19 protein-coding genes are annotated in these 21997 nt (G+C 57.9%); 8 read left to right on the top strand and 11 right to left on the bottom strand.

Annotated features, from left to right (window positions below):
* Positions 1-3: 3 nt before the first annotated feature.
* From ROLI_RS09070 to murI, 7 genes are all read right to left on the bottom strand, one after another.
* The gene (locus ROLI_RS09070) at positions 4-459 is read right to left on the bottom strand and encodes a cytochrome c-type biogenesis protein (protein WP_187429914.1); all 456 of its coding nucleotides are present in this window, start codon (positions 457-459) and stop codon (positions 4-6) included.
* Positions 456-2423 (bottom strand): heme lyase CcmF/NrfE family subunit, encoded by a 1968-nt coding sequence (locus tag ROLI_RS09065; RefSeq protein WP_187429913.1) that lies wholly within the window; start codon positions 2421-2423, stop codon positions 456-458. Before ROLI_RS09065 ends, ROLI_RS09070 begins: the two co-directional genes overlap by 4 nt.
* Before the next feature lie 58 nt (positions 2424-2481).
* Entirely contained in the window at positions 2482-3072 is a 591-nt protein-coding gene (locus tag ROLI_RS09060; protein WP_187429912.1) for a holin family protein, read from the bottom strand.
* On the bottom strand, positions 3063-3674 hold the full coding sequence (locus tag ROLI_RS09055) for a holin-associated N-acetylmuramidase (RefSeq protein WP_187429911.1): 612 nt from the start codon (positions 3672-3674) through the stop codon (positions 3063-3065). Before ROLI_RS09055 ends, ROLI_RS09060 begins: the two co-directional genes overlap by 10 nt.
* An 80-nt stretch (positions 3675-3754) precedes the next feature.
* Positions 3755-4198 carry a cytochrome c maturation protein CcmE gene (gene ccmE / locus ROLI_RS09050; protein ID WP_187429910.1) on the bottom strand — a complete coding sequence of 148 codons (444 nt, stop codon included), beginning with the start codon at positions 4196-4198 and terminating at the stop codon, positions 3755-3757.
* Between the two features lie 7 nt (positions 4199-4205).
* A complete protein-coding gene (gene argC, locus ROLI_RS09045; protein WP_187429909.1) occupies positions 4206-5234 on the bottom strand; it encodes an N-acetyl-gamma-glutamyl-phosphate reductase in 1029 nt (342 codons plus the stop codon).
* Positions 5235-5264: 30 nt separating this feature from the next.
* Positions 5265-6074 carry a glutamate racemase gene (gene murI / locus ROLI_RS09040; RefSeq protein WP_187429908.1) on the bottom strand — a complete coding sequence of 270 codons (810 nt, stop codon included), beginning with the start codon at positions 6072-6074 and terminating at the stop codon, positions 5265-5267.
* Between the two features lie 157 nt (positions 6075-6231).
* Here murI and ROLI_RS09035 point away from each other — a divergent pair, with 157 nt between their 5' ends.
* Entirely contained in the window at positions 6232-6381 is a 150-nt protein-coding gene (locus ROLI_RS09035) for a hypothetical protein (RefSeq protein ID WP_338469257.1), read from the top strand.
* A gap of 93 nt (positions 6382-6474) precedes the next feature.
* Here ROLI_RS09035 and ROLI_RS09030 read toward each other — a convergent pair whose 3' ends face one another.
* Entirely contained in the window at positions 6475-9894 is a 3420-nt protein-coding gene (locus ROLI_RS09030; protein ID WP_338469256.1) for an indolepyruvate ferredoxin oxidoreductase family protein, read from the bottom strand.
* Between the two features lie 172 nt (positions 9895-10066).
* On the opposite strand from ROLI_RS09030, the gene ROLI_RS09025 reads away from it, so the two are divergent.
* The 3 genes from ROLI_RS09025 (at position 10067) to purL (ending at position 14496) form a co-directional block, all read left to right on the top strand.
* Positions 10067-10972, top strand: coding sequence for a LysR family transcriptional regulator (locus ROLI_RS09025; RefSeq protein WP_187429905.1), 906 nt, complete (start codon positions 10067-10069; stop codon positions 10970-10972).
* A gap of 257 nt (positions 10973-11229) precedes the next feature.
* A complete protein-coding gene (locus ROLI_RS09020; protein WP_187429904.1) occupies positions 11230-12144 on the top strand; it encodes a DMT family transporter in 915 nt (304 codons plus the stop codon).
* A 192-nt stretch (positions 12145-12336) separates the two neighbouring features.
* A complete protein-coding gene (gene purL / locus ROLI_RS09015; RefSeq protein WP_187429903.1) occupies positions 12337-14496 on the top strand; it encodes a phosphoribosylformylglycinamidine synthase subunit PurL in 2160 nt (719 codons plus the stop codon).
* Positions 14497-14499: 3 nt separating this feature from the next.
* Here purL and ROLI_RS09010 read toward each other — a convergent pair whose 3' ends face one another.
* Genes ROLI_RS09010 through ROLI_RS09000 form a run of 3 tightly spaced genes read right to left on the bottom strand, consistent with a single transcriptional unit; the run spans position 14500 to position 17187 of the window.
* Positions 14500-15762 carry a VWA domain-containing protein gene (locus ROLI_RS09010; RefSeq protein WP_187429902.1) on the bottom strand — a complete coding sequence of 421 codons (1263 nt, stop codon included), beginning with the start codon at positions 15760-15762 and terminating at the stop codon, positions 14500-14502.
* Positions 15755-16282: a hypothetical protein gene (locus tag ROLI_RS09005; protein ID WP_187429901.1), complete on the bottom strand. Its 528-nt coding sequence runs from the start codon at positions 16280-16282 to the stop codon at positions 15755-15757. The genes ROLI_RS09010 and ROLI_RS09005 overlap by 8 nt, the downstream gene beginning before the upstream one ends.
* A complete protein-coding gene (locus ROLI_RS09000; RefSeq protein WP_187429900.1) occupies positions 16279-17187 on the bottom strand; it encodes a MoxR family ATPase in 909 nt (302 codons plus the stop codon). Before ROLI_RS09000 ends, ROLI_RS09005 begins: the two co-directional genes overlap by 4 nt.
* A gap of 305 nt (positions 17188-17492) precedes the next feature.
* On the opposite strand from ROLI_RS09000, the gene pyrC reads away from it, so the two are divergent.
* The 4 genes from pyrC (at position 17493) to ROLI_RS08980 (ending at position 21824) form a co-directional block, all read left to right on the top strand.
* Positions 17493-18527 (top strand): dihydroorotase, encoded by a 1035-nt coding sequence (gene pyrC, locus ROLI_RS08995; protein WP_187429899.1) that lies wholly within the window; start codon positions 17493-17495, stop codon positions 18525-18527.
* A gap of 38 nt (positions 18528-18565) precedes the next feature.
* Positions 18566-19243 (top strand): orotate phosphoribosyltransferase, encoded by a 678-nt coding sequence (locus ROLI_RS08990; RefSeq protein ID WP_187429898.1) that lies wholly within the window; start codon positions 18566-18568, stop codon positions 19241-19243.
* A 244-nt stretch (positions 19244-19487) separates the two neighbouring features.
* Complete coding sequence (locus ROLI_RS08985) at positions 19488-20981, top strand: replicative DNA helicase (RefSeq protein WP_187429897.1); 1494 nt, start codon at positions 19488-19490, stop codon at positions 20979-20981.
* Between the two features lie 48 nt (positions 20982-21029).
* Positions 21030-21824, top strand: coding sequence for a DUF1194 domain-containing protein (locus tag ROLI_RS08980; protein WP_187429896.1), 795 nt, complete (start codon positions 21030-21032; stop codon positions 21822-21824).
* Positions 21825-21997: the final 173 nt, after the last annotated feature.

Here is a 21997-nt window from a genome sequence, read left to right as displayed (position 1 = left end):
GCGTCACTCTTTCATGATTTCGCGCAACCGCGCCGCCTCTGCTTCGGACAGGACGGCTTCCTGCGGCGATGTCAGTTTGGAGCGCCCGCGAATATACCCGATGCCCAGCCCAAGCCCGGTGAGCAGCATCAGCGGCCCCGCAGCCCATAAAAGCCAGTTCGACCCGCTCACACGCGGGGACATCAGGACGAATTCGCCGTAGCGCGCGACGAAGAAATCCATCACATCATCGTCACTCGCGCCCCCGTCCAAAAGCTCGCGCACCGTGCGGCGCGCGTCTTCGGCCCAATTGGCATTGGAAGAGGCCACAGATTCCGACTGGCAGACCACACAGCGCAACTCGTGATCAATGACACGCGCGCGCGCCTCCAGTGCCGGATCCTGCAACATTTCAGATGGATCCATCGCCCAAAGCGGGCTCGCCAGCAGCAACAGGACGAGGCTGATACGGGGTATCATTCGGCTGGCACCGGTGAGGCCGATTTGCTGCGCGCGCCCGCAGCCACCCGGAAACGTCGATCCGACAGGCTGAACAACCCGCCGAGCGACATCAGGCCGCACCCGATCCATATCCAGTTGGTGAGCGGTTTGATGTACGTGCGCACCGCCCAACCGCCGCCAACCTGCTCATCGCCGATCACCACATAGACGTCGCGCGCCAGATCATAGTCAATGGCGGCTTCGGTCGTGGGCATCTGCGCCACGGGATAAATGCGTTTTTCCGGCTCCAGCTGCGCGATCACATTGCCGTTTTCCGAGAGGGTGATGTAGCCCGTCGTCGAGAGGTAATTCGGCCCCTCGCTGCGCACCACCTCATTCAGCGTCAGCGTATAGCCGCCCACCTCGAAAGGCTCACCAAATTGCGCGACCTGGATATCCTCTTGCTGCCAGGCCATCAGGCCGGACACCCCCATGATCGTCACGCCGAGACCGGCATGGGCAATCATCTTGCCCCAATCCGCCCGCGGCAAACGGGTCAGCCGTGCCAGACGCCCCGGCCCCCGGCCCGTGCGTTGTGCCAGATCGACGATTGTACCCATGACCACCCAAGCGGCCAGAAACATCCCGATGGGACCCAACAAAGTGCGCCCTGTCTGCATCGCAAACACCAGCCCGCCAATGGCCAGAGCCAGTATAAATACGTATTTCAACGGCCGCATCGCGCGCAGCATGCGCGCCCGTTTCCAGGGCATGGCCGACCCGATGGGCAGAATGAGACCGAGCACCAACATGAAGGGCGAAAACGCCATGTTGAAGAAGGGCGGACCCACGCTGAGCTTGCGATCAAAGAACATCTCGGCAATCAGCGGCCACATCGTGCCGACAAAAACGACAAAGCACGACACCGCGAGCAGGAGGTTATTGGCCACCAGCGCGCTTTCACGGCTGACCACGCCAAACACGCCCTTCGCCTCCATTGTGCTGGCCCGAAAGGCAAAGAGCAGCAAGGCACCGCCCATGAAAAATGCCATGATCATCAGGATGAACACACCGCGTTCAGGGTCATTGGCAAAGGCGTGCACGGAGGTCAGAAGCCCCGAGCGCACGATAAATGTGCCGATCAGCGAAAAGCCAAAGGCGAGAATGGCCAGCAGGATCGTCCAGCTTTTCAAGGCCTCACGTTTTTCCACGACGATTGCGGAATGCAGCAGCGCGGCGGCCAGCAGCCATGGCATGAAGGAGGCGTTTTCGACCGGATCCCAGAACCAGAAACCGCCCCAGCCAAGCTCATAATATGCCCACCAGGAACCCAAAGCGATACCGATGGTTAAAAATACCCAAGCCGCAAGGGTCCAGGGGCGCACCCAACGGCCCCAGGCCGCATCCACGCGCCCTTCAAGCAGCGCCCCGACCGCGAAACTGAACGTCATGCTGAGGCCCACGTAGCCGAGATAGAGGAATGGCGGATGAAATGCGAGACCGGGATCCTGCAACAACGGGTTCAGATCCTGCCCGTCAAAAGGCGGCACCGCGAGGCGTATGAAGGGGTTGGACGTAAATAGGATGAAGGCGAAAAACGCCACCGCAATCGCGGATTGAACCGCCAACACACGCGCACGTAAAGTGGGGGGCAAATTCCCGCCAAACCAGGCCGCCATCGCCCCGAAAAGCGTCACAATCAACACCCACAACAGCATGGAGCCTTCGTGATTGCCCCAGGTGCCGCTGATTTTATAGAGCATCGGCTTGGCGGAATGGCTGTTGAGCGTGACCAGCTGGAGGCTGAAGTCAGACACGATAAACGCATACATCAGCGCCCCAAAGGAGAACGCGGTGAGCCAGAACTGCGCGGTGGCCGCGGGTTCCGCCACCGCCATCCACGCAGGCCAACGATTATGCGCCCCGATCAGCGGCACGATCATCTGAACAATGGCCACGATAAAGGCCAGGATCAGCGCGAAATGTCCAAATTCTGTAATCATGAACGAACTATACGCCGCCGTGCAAAAACGTCCAATGACATTCGCGCTTTTTAGCGCATCACTTTGTCGCGGTCTGTTTGTGGCGCGCCTGCCAATCCGCAAGAGCGGAGTTGCCATCGGGCAAAACGGAAAGGGCGGACAGGCGCGCATCATGTCCTGTGTCCGCAAGCCCTGGGCTGGTCGGCCTCAGGGTGTTGAGCGTTGTAATGTTTTTGATCACCTGGGGTGCCACGGCCATTGTCTGGGCAATGGATCGTTGAAACTGTTGGCTTTTAATCTGATGGCGCGCGCCAAAATAGAACGAAACCACCACGCCCAACAGCCACCAAAGCGGTTCGGGCACAAGCGCGATGCCCTGCATGCGCGCGGAAAACCAGATGGGATCAACCATCGCGGCCACAAAGAGCCCCAATGTCCCCAAAGCCAATGCCGGGCGCGGCAACCGATTGACGCCGTCCATGACGCGATCGAACCAACCCTGTTTTGAAGCTTCAAACTCTCGCGCAAACTGTTGCATCGCCTCAAGGCGCAATTCCTGGGATCGTGATGCGCCGGCCTCGGTATTTTCACGAAACACCTCAGCCGTGTCGACAATCACGTTGCGCCCGTTGCCAAAAATCGTGCTCAAAATCCCCGTTATCAAACCCATGACGCGACCCTTTGCTGAAACTGTTGTTCTGTCAGGTGATATCGGGCCGAGATGAATTCCTCGGCGCGTTTGATCCATCCGCCCTTGCCGCCTCTGCGGGTGCGCGCATATTTGCGACTTGCCGATCGACGATCTGCAATGCGGAAATAATAATTACGCCGCGCGATGCCATAGGCGTCCGCCAGATGGTGCGCAGCGGTTTCAAAGGCAACCTGTGTCGCCGCGATGCTCTGCGGACCCAAGGCGCCATCAACTGTGACCTGATGCCCCATATCACATAAAAGCCGTTGCAAAATCTTGATCGCATTGCTGCCCGCATTGACGTACATGTCGAAAACAGTGGCGTGCAAGGCGGGCGGCAAAAGCGCGATTAGTGGTTTTTCAAAGTAGTGTCTTTCGAAGATTTCAATCGCTTGTAGGCGGGTTAACGCGCGCACATCGGACACGGTGACGACGCCGTCCCGGTCCAGATCAATCCCCAAAGTGCGCATCGTATGGATGGTCACGCCAAAATTGGTGGCCCCGCCCGGATCATCTTCGTCGTTTACGAACCCGCCTTCGCGCGCCACGATTTCGGATGCGATTTCTCTGACGGTTTGCATGCATGTCCCCTTTGCTTGCCTGTCGCAGCGACAAAGATGGACTTAGAGAGGTTAATTCCGTTTGACCCCAGCGTGCGGTGCTACCCTTCGACGCCCTTGTAAACGCCTTGTGCTTTCAAGGCGTCAACGACCTCTGAGGGCATATAGGTTTCATCATGTTTTGCTAATATTTCAGAGGCCTCAAAGACACCGTTAATGTAACGGCCCGTGCCGACCATGCCCTGGTTTTCTTCAAAAAGATCCGGTAGCACGCCGGTATATGTCACGGGCACAACCGCCCCACCGTCCGTCACGCTGAACTTGATCGTCTTGCCCTGACCGCGCACAATTGAGCCTTCTTCAACCAACCCACCAATCCGAAACACCTCAGAAGGTCCGGGGGGTTCGGCAATGATCTGACTTGGGGCGCGGAAAAAGTTAATCCCGTCCCGCATCGCATAGCCAATCAGGGCGGTGGATAGCGTTAACGCCACGGCAGCAACCGCAATCACCTGTATACGTCGTTGTTTCTTAAGGCTCTTCATCGCACCCTCACGGAAAGAGAGGTGCCATCATGAGCCCCTCCGTCTCTTTGATACTTAGCATTAGGTTGGCGTTTTGCAACGCCTGCCCACTCGATCCTTTGGTGAGGTTATCGAGCGCACCGACCAGAATCACCCGCCCCGGCGTGCGATCCCCCACAACTCCGATATGGCAGAAATTTGATCCACGGATATGGCGCGTGCTCGGGGTTTGGCCCATGGGCAGCACATGGATGAAGGGTTCCTCTGCATAAGCCGCCTGCAATGTTTCATGCACGCTCACGGCGTCCCCTTTGACATAGGCTGTCGCCAAAATTCCCCTATTGGCGGGAATGAGATGCGGGGTGAATTGCACATGGACAGGACGCCCAGCCAATGCCGTAAATTCTTGATCAAACTCGCCTAAATGGCGATGTGTCCCACCAACGGCATAGGCATGATACCCCTCAGAGAGTTCCGCATGCAGCAGGTTTTCTTTGAGGCTGCGGCCCGCGCCGGAGACCGCGCACTTCATATCGAGGATGATATCGTCAAAATCAATGCATCTCGCCGAGATTAATGGCCGCAGGACAAACTGCCCCGTGGCCGCATTGCATCCGGTCCCAGCAACCAACCGGGCGGATGCGATCTGGTCACGGTAAAACTCGGTTAGCCCATAAACCGCTTCTTTCTGCAAGGCCACCGCCGCATGATCGTTTCCATACCATTTCTTATAGTCCGCGGGGTCGCGGAGCCTGAAATCCGCGCTCAAATCCACAATCTTGAGATCGCGAGGCAAGCTGGCAATCACCTCCTGGCTGGTCTTATGCGGCAGCGCGCAAAAGCACAGATCAATATTTGCAAAGTCGATTTCAGAAATTTGCAAAAGAGGTGGCAGATCCAGGTGGCGTAAATGCGGAAAGACATCCGTCACGGTTTGGCCGGCTTTGGAAAATGCGCCAAGCGCAGTTATTTTCATGGCGGGATGATCGGCGATCAACCTGATCAACTCTGCTCCGGTGTAGCCGGAGGCCCCGAGAATTGCGATGGAATAAGTCATGTGAAACCCGTCTTGAAGAGTGTTTATACGTTACGCAGATTGGAATGTAATCTGTCGTCGCAAGAACTGCGTCGCCCGGTCGCCAACCCGATGCGGATCACCGGTCGTCAGAAACGCACTCTCCCCGAACCCTGCCATCTCCGGGTGGCGCACCAAGTAATCGGCAAGGCTTTCAGCGACCAGATTGGCCTGGCTGAAAACGCGCACCTCATCACCAAGCGCCTTTTGAAATTGTTGCTGCATCAGCGGATAATGCGTGCACCCCAAAATCGCGGCATCGGGCGTGGGCATTTTGCGGCGCAGCGCGTCCACGTGGCTGCGCACCAAAGCCTCTGCCAGAATCATGTCACCCTCTTCGATGGCATCAACGACACCGCCGCAAGCCTGCGCCTCCACATCCACACCGATAGCACGAAAGGCCAATTCACGCTGGAACGCCCGACTGGCCACCGTCGCAGGGGTTGCAAAAAGGGCCACATGTTTGACATTGACCTCGCGCGGCGGCGAATTGTCGCCCCATTGGCGTTCTGTCATCGCTTCAATCAAGGGCACGAAAACACCCAACACCCGTTTGTCCGGAGGCACCCACGATTCCTGCATGCGCCGCAATGCCGCCGCCGACGCGGTATTGCAGGCCAGAATAACCAAACTGCACCCCGCTTCGAAAAGTCGCGCGACAGCCGCACAGGTCAATTCAAAAATATCATCAGCGGTCCGCACGCCGTAGGGCGCATGCGCGCTATCGGCAAGGTAAACAAACGGCACATCGGGCAACCGCTTTTGTACGGCATCCAGCACGGTCAACCCGCCCAAACCACTATCAAAAATCCCGATTGCCATGGTGTGCGAACCCTCTTGGACATCCGGTCAAACGCGATGCCGATCTTCAATGTCATTGCCCAGAACAAACCGCTTTTCCGGGTACGTGCAAAGCCCATACGTTGCTTTGCAAAGAAAATCCATCATCGCTTTGCAATCTGTTGCCCATGGCTCAATGATGTCACGCCCAATTGCAATGCGCACCGGCGCATTCGCGAAAGCCCTTGATCAGCAACTCCGCCTGCGCATGGCTTACAATCTGAAACAGGCGATTGGCGCGAGTATCAAAGTCAACCAGCGCACGATTGCGCCACGATCAGAGCGGTGAAACCGCGCGATCTCATGGAGATCTGCTTTCGAGAATGCACCATCTGCTTGCGCCAAGTTTAGCATCCGCGCAACTCCACAGTTATGTGACAAATCACTCCGCTGCCTCAGCGGATTGCACACCGCCAGATCGGATCACCGTCAAGAGGGTTTCGCGCGTTTTCGCGGCTTCTGTTTCATGCGTCTGCTTGACCGGTCCAAACCCTCTGATCTTCTGCGGCAAGGCTGCGAGGGCAACGATTGCAGGGCGCGTGTTGTCATTCAAAAGGGGGAGAACCTCCGCGATATCGCGCTCGAATTGCCGGATCAGCGCGCGCTCCATGCGCCGCTCATCCGTGTAACCAAAAGGATCGAGAAATGTGCCACGCAGCCATTTGAATTTTGCCAAGAGCCGCAGAAGCTTTTCCAGCCACGGGCCAAATTCCCGTTTCATCGGGCGCCCATCCGGACCGGCTTTGGACAGCATCGGCGGCGCGAGGTGAAAGGTCATTTTGAACGCACCGTCAAATGCCGCCGCGGCCTTTTCACGGGTTGAGAGCAACAGGCGCGCGACCTCATATTCGTCCTTATAGGCCAAAAGCTTATGGTAGGATTTCAAAGCCTCTGCCTTCACCTCGTCATCTTCGATAGCATTGATCAAGGTCTCATATCTCTTGGCTAAACGCTTGCCCTGATAGGCCTTGAGGTGATTAACCCGAAAGGCGATCTGCTCTGCCTGGCTTTCGGGTGTCTTGACCACATTGGGGCGCGATACCGCGCCAGCTTCCTGCGGAAACAGCACCGACCAGCGTCCGATTTCAAAGGCCCGCCTGTTGCGCTCCACGGCGGTGCCATTTAATGCAATCGCTTCCTCAATCGCGCCAAGGGAAAGAGGAACCAGGCCGCGCTGCCAGGCCGCGCCAAAAATCATCATGTTGGAAAAGATGGAATCCCCGAGTGTCGCGCGTGCCAGTTCGGAAGCATCAAAAAGATCAACGTGATCCTTGAGGCGCGCCTCAAGCGCGAGAGACAGGCGCGCGCTTGGGAGTTGGAATTCAGTGTCGCGGGTGAAATCCCCGGTTATGATTTCATGGCTGTTGACGACGGCACCCGTGCGCCCCGCCCGTGTCAGCCCAAGGGTTTTCGCCCCCGCTGAGACAACAAGATCCCCGCCGATCAAAGCATCCGCCTCACCGGTGGCGACCCGTATCGCGCGGATATCCCCCGGCTTTTCGGCGATGCGGCAATGGATGTGCACCGCACCGCCTTTTTGCGCCAAGCCCGCCATTTCCATCATACCCGCGCCTTTGCCGTCGATATGCGCGGCTTGCGCCATGACCGCCCCAATCGTGACCACGCCCGTACCCCCGACACCCGTGATTACGACGTTCCATGTGCCGTTGATCACTGGCAATTCCGGGTCCGGCAGGGTCGGAATATCAAGCGTTGTCGTCGGCGATTTACGCGGCTGCGCGCCTTCCAATGTCACGAAAGAAGGGCAGAACCCCTTGATACAGCTGTAATCTTTGTTGCAGGAGGATTGATCGATCGCGCGTTTGCGACCCAGTGCCGTTTCTTTTGGAACGATGGACACGCAGTTGGATTGAACCCCACAATCACCGCAGCCTTCGCAGACGTCTGTGTTGATAAAGACACGTTTGTCCGGATCTGGAAAAAGCCCCCGCTTGCGGCGTCGTCGTTTTTCCGCGGCACAGGTTTGGATGTAGACGATGGCAGAAACGCCCTCAATCTTTGCAAACCTCTCCTGTACAGTTTGCAAATCTGCACGCTCATAGGTTTGCACCCCTGAAAAAGCGCTCAGATCGACGTCTTCCTTCTCATCATAGACCACAGCGATTTGCGCCACGCCCATGGCCTGCAATTCGCGCACGATGCGCGGCGCATCCAGACCCCCGTCATTTCCCTGGCCCCCCGTCATCGCAACCGCATCATTGTAGAGGATTTTATAGGTAATATTGGTCCCCGCACCTAGCGCCGCGCGAATGGCCTGCACACCAGAATGATTATAGGTGCCATCGCCGATGTTCTGGAACATATGGGGACGTTTGGAAAACGGCGCTTCGCCAATCCAATTGGCCCCTTCCCCGCCCATATGCGTGAAGCCTGTCGTCTCCCGATCCATCCATTGCACCATATAATGGCACCCGATCCCGGCATAGGCGCGCGATCCTTCGGGGAGTTTTGTCGAAGAATTATGCGGACAGCCCGAACAGAAATAAGGCAGACGTTCGGCGATATTTTCCGCGTTATCATTGCGGCATGCCTCATCCAATACCGCAAGCCCGGCGCGCAGACGTTCGGTATCGCGCCCTTCTTCAAGCAGGATCCCGCCCAGTTTCTGCGCGATCATGATGGGATCGAGCGCCCCGCGCGTAGGAAAGAGTTCCTCCCCATGCATAGAGCCCGCGCCGCCGCCCTTGTGCCAGCCAAAAACCCGCCGCTCCCGACGGTCATCAAAAATCGCTTCCTTGATCTGGACCTCGATCAGTTTGCGCTTTTCCTCAACAACCACGATTAAATCGAGACCTTCGGCCCAGTCGTGGAATCCGCGCATGTCCAGCGGAAAGGTCTGAGCGATCTTATAGGTCGTGATCCCGAGCCGCTCGGCCTCAGCCGCGTCAATATTGAGCAGACTCAGTGCGTGCTCAAGGTCCAGCCAGTTTTTCCCGGCGGCCACGAACCCTATTTTTGCGCCCGGTTTTCCCCAGACACGTTTGTCCATCTTATTGGCATGGCTGAACGCCTCTGCGGCAAATTTTTTGTAATCAATCATGCGCGCTTCCTGCGCATGTGGCGTGTCAATCAGGCGGATGTTCAAACCACCCTCGGGCATGTCAAACTGCGGCGTCACAAAACCTGCCCGCGCCAGATCGGCATTTACCACCGATGTAACTTCGACGGTGTCCTTCATCGTCTTGAGGCCGACCCACAAACCGGAAAACCGGCTCAGCGCGAATCCGTAAAGCCCATAATCCAGTATTTCCTGAACGCCGGCGGGGCTCACAACCGGCATATAGGCATCCACCATGGCCCATTCGGATTGATGCAAAACGGTCGAACTTTCGCCCGTGTGATCATCCCCCATCGCCATCAGGACGCCACCATTTGCGGAACTTCCCGCCATATTGGCGTGGCGCATCACGTCACCGGATCGATCCACCCCCGGCCCCTTGCCGTACCACAGACCAAAAACACCGTCGAATTTCCCCTCACCGCGCAACTCAGCCTGCTGGCTGCCCCACAGGGCGGTGGCCGCCAGATCCTCGTTCAGACCGGGTTGAAAGCTGACATCATGTGATGTCAGCTGCTTCAGCGCCCGGTCCATCTGCATATCCACCGCACCCAGCGGTGAGCCGCGATACCCCGTGACAAGCCCGGCGGTCTGCAGCCCCTTGGCCCGATCCAGAGCGTTTTGCATCATCATCAGACGGACAAGCGCCTGCGTGCCATTCAGCAGCACATGGTACTTGCTCAGATCATAGCGATCATTCAACGAGATTTTCTGAGTGCTCATCGGACGCCTCCCCAGCGTTGAACCAGTGTTGCACATTCTGCGTGTTATAATAGGTCACATTAGCTGACCTGTATACCCAATTTCTTGTCTATGGGGAAATTTGCAGCACGCACCCCTATATTTCAAAGCCGGATACCGCTAACAGGGGCGTGATGATGCGTGGGGCGTGGGTATGGACTGGGACAAGCTGAGGATATTTCACGCGGTTGCGGATGCGGGGTCCCTGACGCATGCGGGCGATAAGCTGAACCTGTCCCAATCCGCGGTCAGCCGACAGATCCGGGGTTTGGAGGAATCGCTCAACACTACTCTGTTTCACAGACATGCGCGTGGGCTGATCCTGACCGAACAGGGAGAGTTGCTTTTCGACGCCACAATCGCGATGACCAAACGGCTCGATACGGCTTCCGCACGGATTCGGGACAGCGAAGACGAGGTCTTTGGCGAGCTGAAGGTCACGACCACCACCGGTTTTGGGACACTATGGCTGGTACCGCGCCTGCCAAAGCTTTATGAGCAATATCCCGATCTGAAGATTGATCTGATGCTGGAGGAGCGCGTTCTGGACCTGCCGATGCGCGAGGCCGATGTCGCCATCCGAATGAAAGAACCCAGCCAGGCAGACCTCATCCGCAAAAAGCTGATGATGATCCGGATGTGTCTGTTTGCGACACCCGATTATCTGAATGAAAACGGGACGCCCGGGGACATTGAGGACGTTAAGGACCACCGCCTGATTTGTCAAAACACCGATAGCAATCAGGTCGGTGCCGGGCTTAATCTCGTGCAACATCTCATGACCTACGATATTCGTTCAACCCTCACGGTGAACAACTATTACGGCGTCTTGCAGGGCGTCTTGAACAATCTCGGCATTGGCGTGCTGCCGGATTACGTTACCGAGGATTTTCCCGATCTGGTGCAGGTGCTGCCGGAAGCAGAATCGGCAGACGTGCCCGTATTTTTGGCCTATCCCGAAGAGCTGAGGCACTCTCAGCGTGTTTCCGCGTTCAAGGATTTCGTACAAGAAGAGATCATCAGCTACCGCAAACAATTGAGAGACAAGCAAAAGTCTTAGCGGCGCAGAGGGCTATGCATGGAATGCATACCGGACATGACTCCCCGCGTTTAAAAACAGCCTTGATCGCAGGCAATATGCTCCCTATTTCATCTCATGAAGGCGCTGATGCTTGCATCCGCTTTCATACCTCCCTGTTGGACTTGGCCGAGCTTCGTGCTCGGCCTTTTTTTTGCATGCAACACAAGCGGCGAAAAATAGTGCCATTCGTTGGCCCCGGTAATGCCAACTACGGGTTTAAGTGCTAGGTGTTACGGATGGACCGACCAACCTCAACCAAGCCGGACGTCAGATACTACGCCCTTGCGGTGGCCGGTGTGCTTTTTGCGTCCATCTGTTTTGGCTTTGTGCCCTACTTCAGCCGGGGACTCACCGATCAAGGGCTCGCTCCCTACGCCGTTGCTTTTTATCGCTACATTTTGGCGGCGATTCTCCTGTTGCCAGCGCTCCTGAAGCATCGCTCAAAGGGGCGGGAAATCGTCTGGGGTATGGTTGCAGGCGCGGTGATGGGCCTTGGCTGGGTCGGCTATGTTACGGCTCTTGAAACAGTTCCGGCATCCACGGTTGGCGTTCTCTATATGACGTATCCGGTGTTTACGATCCTCATCTCTTGGGGACTGTTCAGCGACCCACCGACGCGGCGTAGCCTTATCGCCGCTGGGCTCATTGTGGTCGCCGCGATTATTGCGGGGTCTCCAGCCTCGGTGCCTCCAGAGGAAATTCCAACGCTACTTATCTCATTGGCGGCCCCTTTTGGATTTGGCTTCGGCATATGTGTCCTCGTGCACCGCTTGTCGCGCATCGCCCCTCTGGCCAGAATAGCCTCTGTCTCACTTGGCTCGGTCATTGGCCTTGCCCCTCTCATTCTCTCGTCCCAGATCGATGCAATCCTGCCAAAAGACGGGAATGACTGGTTTCTGATTATCGGGATCGGCCTTGTAACAGCGCTTGTGCCGCAACTGATTTACACCCTCTGCTCCCCGGTGATCGGGGCAACGCGCACCGCCGTCATCGGCAGCATCGAACTGCCCACAATGTTTGCCGTTGGCGTTCTTGCGTTCGGTGAGGTGATCAGCGGGGCACAAGCCATTGCCTGTGCGCTGATTTTGGGTGCCATCGCGCTCATTCAAAACCGCTCAGCACGACCTGTGATGAGCGGGATTGGCAAGTAACCAGATCGGTAACTTAATATCTGTGACAGCCCTTGACAGCATCCCGGAACTACCGCCGCCCCTCTTCGGCATCCCGCGCGCGCGCCATCCATGCCCACCCCGGCGATACAGAACGCCCATCCAATCTCCCCTTTCCCCCCGCCAGCCCCTGTTCTAAAGACATCGCACAAGGACACGAGGAAGAAGCGCCCCATGCAAGAACCTGCCATCACCCCCGATCTGATCGCCAGCCATGGTCTGAGCCCGGATGAATACCAGCGCATCCTGGAGATCGTCGGGCGCGAACCGACCTTCACGGAACTTGGCATCTTTTCGGCGATGTGGAACGAGCATTGTTCGTATAAATCCTCCAAGAAATGGCTGCGCACCCTGCCCACGACCGGCCCGCAGGTCATTTGCGGACCCGGTGAGAACGCCGGTGTGGTCGATATCGGAGATGGTCAGGCGGTTGTCTTCAAGATGGAAAGCCACAATCACCCCTCCTATATCGAGCCCTATCAGGGGGCCGCGACGGGCATGGGCGGCATTTTGCGCGATGTCTTTACCATGGGCGCGCGCCCTGTGGCGGCGATGAATTCGCTGAGCTTTGGTGACCCCTCTCATCCCAAGACGCGCCAATTGGTCAACGGTGTCGTCGAGGGGATTGGCGGGTATGGCAATTGTTTCGGCGTGCCGACCGTGGGTGGAGAGGTGCGGTTTGACCCCGCTTACAACGGCAACTGTCTGGTGAATGCCTTTGCCGCAGGTTTGGCCGATGCGGATAAGATTTTCTACTCTGCCGCCTCTGGTGTCGGCATGCCGGTTGTGTACCTCGGGGCGAAAACCGGGCGCGACGGGGTTGGCGGTGCGACTATGGCGTCGGCGGAATTCGACGATACCATCGAAGAAAAGCGCCCCACGGTTCAGGTCGGCGATCCTTTCACCGAAAAGCGTTTGATGGAAGCCACGCTGGAGTTAATGAAAACCGGTGCAGTGATTTCCATTCAGGATATGGGCGCGGCAGGTCTGACCTGTTCCGCCGTGGAGATGGGTGACAAGGGTAACCTTGGCGTGCGGCTTGATCTGGAGCGCGTTCCCGTGCGCGAAACCGGCATGACGGCGTATGAAATGATGCTGTCGGAAAGTCAGGAGCGCATGTTGATGGTGCTGCGCCCAGAACTGGAGGCCGAGGCCAAGGCGGTTTTTGATAAATGGGACCTCGATTTTGCCATCGTGGGCGAGACCATCGCAGAGGACCGCTTTTTGATCCTGCATCACGGCGAGGTCAAAGCGGACCTGCCCTTGAAAACGCTGGCTGGCACGGCACCGGAATATGACCGGCCCTGGGAACCCACACCGACGCCCGCGCCTTTCACTGAGCGGCTTGAGATCGATCCCGTTGAAGGCTTGAAGGCGCTGATTTCCAGCCCGAACTACGCCTCCAAAGCATGGGTTTTCACGCAATATGACACGATGGTCATGGCCGATACCGTGCGCGTGCCAGGGCTTGGCGCGGGTATCATCCGCGTGCATGGCACGCATAAGGCGTTGGCGTTTACCTCTGATGTGACGCCGCGTTATGTGAAGGCCAATCCGGTCGAGGGTGGTAAACAGGCCGTGGCCGAAGCCTATCGCAACCTGACGGCTGTGGGGGCAAAACCCTTGGCCACCACGGACAACATGAATTTCGGCAATCCCGAAAAGCCGCAGATCATGGGGCAATTCGTCGGCGCAATCCAGGGCATCGGTGCCGCCGTCCAAGCGCTGGATATGCCGATCGTGTCGGGCAATGTCTCGCTTTATAATGAAACCGACGGCACCGGCATTCTGCCCACGCCGACCATCGGGGCCGTGGGGTTGCTGGCGCATACGGATGATATCATCGGCTGTGATGTGCAGGCGGGGCATGTCGCGCTTGTCTTGGGCGAAACGCGGGGTCATCTGGGCCAATCCGCGCTGCTGGCCGAAGCATTCAACCGCGCGGAGGGCGATGCCCCTGCCGTGGATCTCACACAGGAATCCGCACATGGCGATTTCATCCGCGCCAACCGCGCCCATATTAGCGCCTGCACCGACCTTTCCGATGGGGGGCTGGCACTGGCAGCTTTTGAAATGGCTGAAAAAACCGCCGTTGGTATCCGTTTGGACTCCGGTGATACCGCTACACTCTTTGGCGAGGATCAGGGGCGTTACCTGATTGTGTGCAGCGAAGAACAGGCCGTCGCATTGGCATTTGCCGCCGCCGAGGCGAGCCTCACGCTTGCGCGCGTCGGCAAATTTGGCGGTAACGATGTTCAAATGGGGGACAGCAGCGCGCCCCTCGACGCCCTATCAAAGCTCTATCGCGGCGCGTTTGCCGCGGCGGTGGCCTAAAGGTTACCCGCCGATCAACCGCATCAGCCGGTCTTTTTCGCCCATATCATCCGGGCGGGACAGCGACGTGGCAAGCTCTTCAAGCGAGGCAATCGAATGGCCTGCGCGGAAACTGTCCACATGCGGCAACATCGCGCGGATACCTTGGGCCTTGGGTGCGAAACCCTCCCAGCGGAGCAGCGGATTGAGCCAGATCAGCTTTCGCGAGGACAGCTGCAACCGTTCCATTTGACGCGCGAGCGCCTCCGGGTCATCCCGGTCCAGCCCATCGGTGATCAGCAGAACAACCGCCCCCTGCCCCATGACCCGGCGCGACCAGTCGCGATTGAACCGCGCCAGACATTCCCCGATCCGCGTGCCACCTTCCCAATCCTGCGCCTCCGCCCCGGCGGCGGCCAGTGCGGCGTCCACATCGCGATGCCGCAGATGGCGGGTGATATTGGTCAGACGCGTGCCAAAGGTAAAGGCATGCACCTTGGCCCATCCCGCCCCCTTGGCATTGGAGACCGCATGCAGAAAATGCAAAACCACCCGGCTGTATTGGCTCATCGAGCCCGAAATATCGCAAAGCACCACAAGGTTGGGCCAGCGCGGGCGCGGCGCGCGATAGGCGATCTTATGCATCTCCCCACCCTGCCGCATGGCGGCGCGCAGGGAGCGCGCACGGTCAACCCGTCCCCCTGTCAGACTGGGTTTTGCGCGCCGCGATTTGATCGGCGGCACCGGCAGGTTCAGCTTGGCCAGCATCCGCTTGGCAGCGGCCATTTCGGCATTGCTCATCTGCTCAAAATCCAGACTGCGCAGGCGTTCCTGCGAGGACATGGTGAGGGAGGCATCGATCTCGACCTCGGTAGTCTCCTCCTCACCGCTTTTTTCGGGGCCGAAATCCGGTGCTTCAGCCCCATCCAGCAAGGCCTCCGCCGCGCGTTTCTCAGCCGATTGCGCGCGGCGACCCTCCTGCACCCCGCGCACCGCCGGGATCATGTAGGACATCATATGTTCAAGATATCGCGGATCGCGCCAATAAAGGCGAAAGATCTGCGCAAACACCAAACGGTGCTCGGGCCGGTTCACGAAACAGGCATGCAGCGTCCAGTAAAAGTCACGCTTTTCGGTGAAGCCTGCGGCCTGCACCGCGCGAATGGCCTCAATCACACGACCCGAACCGATGGGGATACCCACCCGGCGCAAGGCGCGCGCGAAATGGGTGATGTTGCCCGCCAGTTTCGGGTTTTCGGGCAGGTCGAGGGGGGCGCACTCAGGCATTGGAGACCAGATAGATTGCCCAAACTGCTATGACCATAGGTGCAAGAAATCCCCAGATCGCGACATAGCAAACAGCCGTCACTTCATATTTCCAAAGACCGCTTTCGAGTTCTTTGAAAACACCGGTCACATGATCCAGTTTTGCATCATCCAAATTCTCATTGGTAGTATCACTTGCTGCACTCTCCAAAGAGTCTAAGACAAACTCGACACGACCTTTGATTTTACTGCCACCGTCCCATACCGTTTCCACGCGTTTTTCGCTCATAAACGAATTCCATTTTCCGAGTGAAACGAAATCACCCGTCCAGTTTACGACCAGCGCGACGAGCAAAACAAAGAGGCTCCAAAGCGTCGCGGTTCCAAGTTGGTCCTCTGATATTGGAACATCAAAAACCGACATCTGCGATGTATCAATGTCCAGCGATACCGTCAGCACGGTCGCAAGAGACAGCAGCCAGAGGCTTCTGCCCGTCGCTTGAGTAGACCGGCTCAGCAACGGCCTCCCCGCAAAATTCACACCACCTCCAGCGTGGCTTTGACCTGATCCAGAATGCGTTTGGCCTCAGAACCTTGCAGCTTCTGAATGTCGTCCTGATATTTCAGGATCGCGCCCAGCGTATCGGCAATCACCTCGGGGCTGAGGTTGATCGCATCCAGCGCCAGCAGGCATTTCGCCCAGTCGATGGTTTCCGCCACACCCGGCTTCTTGAACAAATCCTCGGTGCGCAGCTGCTGCACAAAGGCCACGACCTCCCGGCTCAGCGCCTCTGATGCCTCCGGGGCCTGCGCTTGCAGAATTTCCATTTCGCGCTCGAAATTCGGGTAATCGACCCAGTGATAGAGGCACCGCCGTTTGAGCGCATCATGCACCTCGCGCGTGCGGTTGGAGGTGAGGATCACGATGGGCGGCTCGGGGGCCTTGATCGTCCCCAACTCCGGGATCGTCACCTGAAAATCGCTCAGCGCTTCGAGCAGGAAGGCCTCGAAGGGCTCATCCGTGCGGTCCAATTCGTCGATCAACAACACCGGCGCGCCGTTTTCATCCGGGCGCATGGCATCAAGCAAGGGGCGTTCGATCAGAAATTCATCGCTGAACAGCTCCGTTTGCAAATCCTTGCGCGAGGCCCCACCCGTGGCCTCAGCGGTGCGAATGGCCACCATCTGCGCGGGGAAATTCCACTCATAAACCGCGCTCGACGCATCCAACCCCTCATAGCATTGCAAGCGGATCAACCGACGCCCCAGACCCGCCGAAAGCGCCTTGGCGATCTCGGTTTTGCCCACACCCGCTTCGCCCTCCAAAAACAACGGACGCCCGAGCCGCAGCGCCAGAAAAACTACCGTTCCCAACGATCTGTCACAAACATACCCCTGCTCTGACAACATTTGCTGAACGGCATCAATGGATTCTGGTGCGGACATGATCTCTCCTTTTGCTGAGCCTTAGCCTGCATCCCAGCATCCGGGCGTCAAGCACAGATCGCCTCTGTCACGGTGTTTGCAAAGCCCTTCTGTCCGCATGCATTCCCATCAGCCCCCTTCCGGCAGCAATTCGTGCCATATCGGTCGGCTGTTTCTGAAATTCTGCCTCATTCGAGCTGATAGTGATGAAAATGACCTGCCCGACCGGCACCCTGCGCCGCGTTTTGCCACCCTCCTAGGTTAATTGAACGCCCGCCCGCGGCCTCACTCTGGCGCTGGCGACACAGCTATGCTAGCGCAGAGCCATGACACAGACCCTGACCCTACGCCGCCCCGATGACTGGCATTTGCACCTGCGCGACGGCGCAATGTTGCAAACCGTCCTGCCTGCCACAACCGCCCATTTCGCGCGTGCCATCATCATGCCCAACTTAGTGCCGCCCGTGGTGACGTTTGCCGATGCAAAGGCCTATCAGGCGCGCATTCTGGAGGCCTGTCCAAAGGGCGCGGATTTCACACCGCTGATGACGCTTTACCTGACGGAAAACACCAATCCCGATGATGTCGCGGCCGCCCATGCCTCCGGGCTGGTGCATGCTGTGAAACTCTATCCCGCCGGTGCCACGACCAATTCCGCCAGCGGTGTCGCGGATTTCGACAAGGTACGCCCGGTTCTGGAGAAGATGGCCGAGATCGGTCTGCCGCTCTGCGTGCACGGTGAAGTCACCGATCCCGATATTGACATCTTTGACCGAGAGGCCGTTTTCATTGACCGTGTGCTGGATCCGATCCGGCGCGCCACGCCCGGTTTGCGCGTGGTGATGGAGCATATCACAACCTCCAATGCCGTGGATTACGCTCGCGCGCAGGATGACACATTGGGAGCCACGATCACGACGCATCATCTGGTGATCAACCGCAATCACATTCTGGCCGGAGGGATCAAGCCACATTACTATTGCCTGCCCGTGGCCAAGCGCGAGGAACATCGGCTTGCCCTGCGCGGTGCCGCCAAATCCGGTGAGGGGCGCTTCTTTCTAGGCACGGATTCCGCACCGCATACGGATGCGAATAAGCTCCTGCCCTGTGGCTGTGCGGGCTGTTTCACCGCCCCCAATACGCTGTCGATTCTTGCGCAGGTTTTCGAGCAGGAAAATGCACTGGAGCGGCTTGAGGGGTTCACCTCTCTGCATGGTCCGGCATTTTACGGCCTGCCCGTCAATGAGACCACGATCACGCTGGAAAAATCCGGCGCGACCTACCCGGCACATGTGCAAACCCCTGATGGCCCCGTGACGGTCTTTGATCCCGGTTTCGATTTGGAATGGGCCGTGCGTTAGGTCAGTGGCAACGCATTAATCCAGCAAAGGACTGCATCATGATCCCGACCAGTTACCCCGACCCTGCCGAAATCGCGCGTCTGAGCGCGCGTATGCTGCTGGAGATCAAGGCCGTGCATTTTAATGCGCAGGAACCCTTCATCCTCGCCTCCGGTCTGCCAAGCCCCACCTATATCGATTGCCGCAAACTCATCAGCTACCCGCGCATTCGCAGCACGCTGATGGATTTTCTGACCGTGACCGTCATGCGCAACGCAGGGTTTGAAGCCTTCGACAATATCGCGGGCGGCGAAACGGCAGGCATTCCCTTTGCAGCCCTTGTGGCCGAACGCATGGGCCTGCCTATGACCTACGTGCGCAAGAAACCCAAAGGCTACGGGCGCGGCGCGCGGATTGAGGGAGAGATGCGCGAAGGCGAGCGCGTTTTGCTCGTCGAAGACCTGACCACGGACGGCGGCTCCAAGCTCTCTTTCGTAGATGCGATCCGCGAAACCGGCGCCACTTGTGGCCACACGGCGGTGATCTTCTACTACGGCATTTTCCCGGAAACCGAAAAGACGCTGGGTGATCATGGCGTGCAATTGCACAGCCTGTGTACCTGGTGGGACGTTCTGGGCGAGGCCAAAAACCAAGGCGCATTTGATGCGCAAACCCTCACCGAGGTTGAGCGATTTTTGCATGATCCGCGTAAGTGGCAGTCAGATAACGCAAAATAAACTTACCCCCAGCGGCGGTATCAATTCGCGCGGGAATCGCCTCACAAAAAGCAGATGTTGCGTGTTTGATCTGCCCTGCTACAGTATGGGGTAGCAAACATGTGGTCCAGATTTTGTGCACAGCTTTATCCCTGAGTTTTCCCCGGAAATATGAAGATGGGGCCGGCGCGCAAACTTCTGTAAGACCGTGGCAGCATAAAACAAGGTGCGCCAAAGCGCGCCGTCCGGGCAAACAGGAACAGACATGAACGAAATTGCGGCCTTCAATCCGACCGGCGTTGACGTACAATCCCCCGACTCCATGCCTCATTCCATTGAGGCAGAACAACAGCTTCTGGGCGCGATCCTCACCAATAACGACATCTATGACCGGGTGGCCTCGATCATCGGGGCGAAACATTTCTATGACCCGGTGCATGCGCGTATTTTTGACATCGCCGCCGCGCGCATTGCCAAGAATAACCTCGCTTCGCCGGTGACCTTGAAGGCCTTCATGGAGGAGGATGAGGGTCTTAAGGAATTGGGCGGTCCGGCCTATCTTGCCCGCCTCGCCGGGGCGGCGATTTCCGCCTTTGCGGTGCGTGATTATGCCCAGATGATTTATGATCTGGCGGTGCGCCGCGATCTGATCCAACTGGGGCGTGAAATCTCTGATAAGGCCGCAACCGTGGATGTCGCCTCTGAGCCGCGCGAACAAATCGTCGAGGCCGAACAGGCGCTCTATAAATTAGCCGAACAGGGGCAGACCGAAAGTGGTTTTCAAAGCTTTCTCAAGGCGGTAACGGACGCTGTTAATGTTGCCAACGCCGCCTATCAGCGCGAGGGTGGGCTTGCAGGCGTGTCCACCGGGTTAATTGATATGGACAAGAAACTGGGGGGGCTGCACCGCTCTGATTTGTTGATCCTGGCCGGGCGTCCCTCTATGGGGAAAACATCGCTGGCGACCAATATCGCGTTCAATATTGCCAAAGCCTATAAGCGTGGCAAACTGCATGATGGCACTGAGGGTGCCGTTGATGGGGGCGTCGTGGGTTTTTATTCGCTCGAAATGAGCGCCGAACAGCTCGCGGCACGGATCCTTTCCGAGGCGGCCGAGGTTCCATCCGAGCAGATCCGGCGTGGGGATATGACTGAGGTTGAATTCCGCCGTTTTGTCGATGCCGCTAAGGCGCTGGAGGCCTGTCCGCTTTACATTGATGACACGCCCGCCCTGCCGATCAGCCAGCTTGCCGCCCGCGCGCGGCGCCTCAAACGCACCTATGGGCTGGATGTGTTGATCGTGGATTACCTGCAACTGGTGCGCGGCACGGGCAAATCCGAGAACCGCGTCAATGAAATCTCCGAGATCACCATGGGCCTCAAGGCCATCGCCAAGGAGCTGGACATCCCGGTCATCGCGCTCTCGCAGTTGTCGCGCCAGGTCGAGAACCGCGAGGATAAGCGCCCCCAACTCAGTGACTTGCGCGAATCCGGTTCGATTGAGCAGGACGCGGATGTGGTGATGTTCGTGTTCCGCGAAGAATATTATAAGGAGCGCGAAAAACCCGGCGATCATGACCTGGAAGCCATGGCGAAATGGCAAGAGGAAATGGAGCGCCTGCACGGGCGCGCCGAGGTGGTCATCGGCAAGCAACGTCATGGCCCCATCGGCACGGTCGAGTTGAGTTTTGAGGGGCGCTTCACCCGCTTTGGTAATCTCGTACAGCCCTGGCAGCAAAGCAGCGAACCGGAATACTGATCGCATTTGTGATTGGACAGGGCGCGGTTTTTCTGGCGCAATGATATTATGCGTCTGATCTTTGCTTTTTGCGCTCTTTTGGGGGCTACCGGTCCGGCAATGGCGCAGGACGTGGAGGTCGATGTCGAGTTATTCCTCGCCGTTGACGTCTCGCGTTCGATGTCGCCCGCAGAGCTGGAGATCCAGCGGCGCGGCTACGCAGAGGCCCTGACGAGCGCGCAGGTGGCAGCAGCCATCGACAATGGTTTGTTGGGGCGCATCGCGATCACCTATGTCGAATGGGCAGGCGAGCACGCGCAGCGCGTGATCGTCCCCTGGACGCTGATGCAGACCCCCAAAGACGCCGAAGCCATCGCACAGAAAATCACCGCGCGATTTGACGAAGGCCTGAGACGGACGTCGATATCCGGGGCCCTCCTCTTTGCCAAAAACGACTTTAGCACAAATGGGTTCAAAGGGTTGAGGCGCGTTATTGATGTATCAGGTGATGGCCCCAACAATCAGGGACGCCCTGTTACCCGCGTGCGCGACGCCGCCCTTGAGCAAGGGTTCGTCATCAATGGTTTGCCCCTGATGACGCAGGACGCGCTGAGCAATATCTGGGGCATTCCGGATCTGGACCTCTATTACCAGCATTGCGTGATCGGTGGGCCGGGCTCTTTCGTCATCCCGGTTCTCGCGTGGGACCAGTTTGCCGATGCGGTGAAACGCAAATTGGTGCTGGAAATTGCCGGCCTTCCCGCGTTGGTCATTCCAGCGCAATACGAACCGCCCCAGCCCTATGATTGCCTGATCGGTGAAAAGATGTGGGATCAGAACCGCGCCTATTTCGATATTCCGTAAAAGGAGACGCTTGGATCCCCGCAAGCCCTATTGTGTCCGCGCGATATGCTCTCAAACCTCTCATCTCGTCACCACCACCCGCCTGGATGCCCAGAGATACGCCAGCGCAATTGCACCAGGAACCGGCGCAGCCCAGGATGAACGGATTAGCTTGCACAGTCTCGATAGCCATA

It is taken from the genome of Roseobacter fucihabitans (assembly GCF_014337925.2).
Lineage (GTDB): Bacteria > Pseudomonadota > Alphaproteobacteria > Rhodobacterales > Rhodobacteraceae > Roseobacter > Roseobacter fucihabitans.
Note: the sequence above shows the minus strand (reverse complement) of the source record. Positions and strands in the feature narration are given on the sequence as shown.

What these genes read in the sequence shown, in the direction of transcription:
- ROLI_RS09070 (WP_187429914.1), bottom strand. Translation starts at nt 459, where the DNA reads ATGATACCCCGTATCAGCCTCGTCCTGTTGCTGCTGGCGAGCCCGCTT.
- ROLI_RS09065 (WP_187429913.1), bottom strand. Translation starts at nt 2,423, where the DNA reads ATGATTACAGAATTTGGACATTTCGCGCTGATCCTGGCCTTTATCGTG.
- ROLI_RS09060 (WP_187429912.1), bottom strand. Translation starts at nt 3,072, where the DNA reads ATGGGTTTGATAACGGGGATTTTGAGCACGATTTTTGGCAACGGGCGC.
- ROLI_RS09055 (WP_187429911.1), bottom strand. Translation starts at nt 3,674, where the DNA reads ATGCAAACCGTCAGAGAAATCGCATCCGAAATCGTGGCGCGCGAAGGC.
- ccmE (WP_187429910.1), bottom strand. Translation starts at nt 4,198, where the DNA reads ATGAAGAGCCTTAAGAAACAACGACGTATACAGGTGATTGCGGTTGCT.
- argC (WP_187429909.1), bottom strand. Translation starts at nt 5,234, where the DNA reads ATGACTTATTCCATCGCAATTCTCGGGGCCTCCGGCTACACCGGAGCA.
- murI (WP_187429908.1), bottom strand. Translation starts at nt 6,074, where the DNA reads ATGGCAATCGGGATTTTTGATAGTGGTTTGGGCGGGTTGACCGTGCTG.
- ROLI_RS09035 (WP_338469257.1), top strand. Translation starts at nt 6,232, where the DNA reads ATGTCACGCCCAATTGCAATGCGCACCGGCGCATTCGCGAAAGCCCTT.
- ROLI_RS09030 (WP_338469256.1), bottom strand. Translation starts at nt 9,894, where the DNA reads ATGAGCACTCAGAAAATCTCGTTGAATGATCGCTATGATCTGAGCAAG.
- ROLI_RS09025 (WP_187429905.1), top strand. Translation starts at nt 10,067, where the DNA reads ATGGACTGGGACAAGCTGAGGATATTTCACGCGGTTGCGGATGCGGGG.
- ROLI_RS09020 (WP_187429904.1), top strand. Translation starts at nt 11,230, where the DNA reads ATGGACCGACCAACCTCAACCAAGCCGGACGTCAGATACTACGCCCTT.
- purL (WP_187429903.1), top strand. Translation starts at nt 12,337, where the DNA reads ATGCAAGAACCTGCCATCACCCCCGATCTGATCGCCAGCCATGGTCTG.
- ROLI_RS09010 (WP_187429902.1), bottom strand. Translation starts at nt 15,762, where the DNA reads ATGCCTGAGTGCGCCCCCCTCGACCTGCCCGAAAACCCGAAACTGGCG.
- ROLI_RS09000 (WP_187429900.1), bottom strand. Translation starts at nt 17,187, where the DNA reads ATGTCCGCACCAGAATCCATTGATGCCGTTCAGCAAATGTTGTCAGAG.
- pyrC (WP_187429899.1), top strand. Translation starts at nt 17,493, where the DNA reads ATGACACAGACCCTGACCCTACGCCGCCCCGATGACTGGCATTTGCAC.
- ROLI_RS08990 (WP_187429898.1), top strand. Translation starts at nt 18,566, where the DNA reads ATGATCCCGACCAGTTACCCCGACCCTGCCGAAATCGCGCGTCTGAGC.
- ROLI_RS08985 (WP_187429897.1), top strand. Translation starts at nt 19,488, where the DNA reads ATGAACGAAATTGCGGCCTTCAATCCGACCGGCGTTGACGTACAATCC.
- ROLI_RS08980 (WP_187429896.1), top strand. Translation starts at nt 21,030, where the DNA reads ATGCGTCTGATCTTTGCTTTTTGCGCTCTTTTGGGGGCTACCGGTCCG.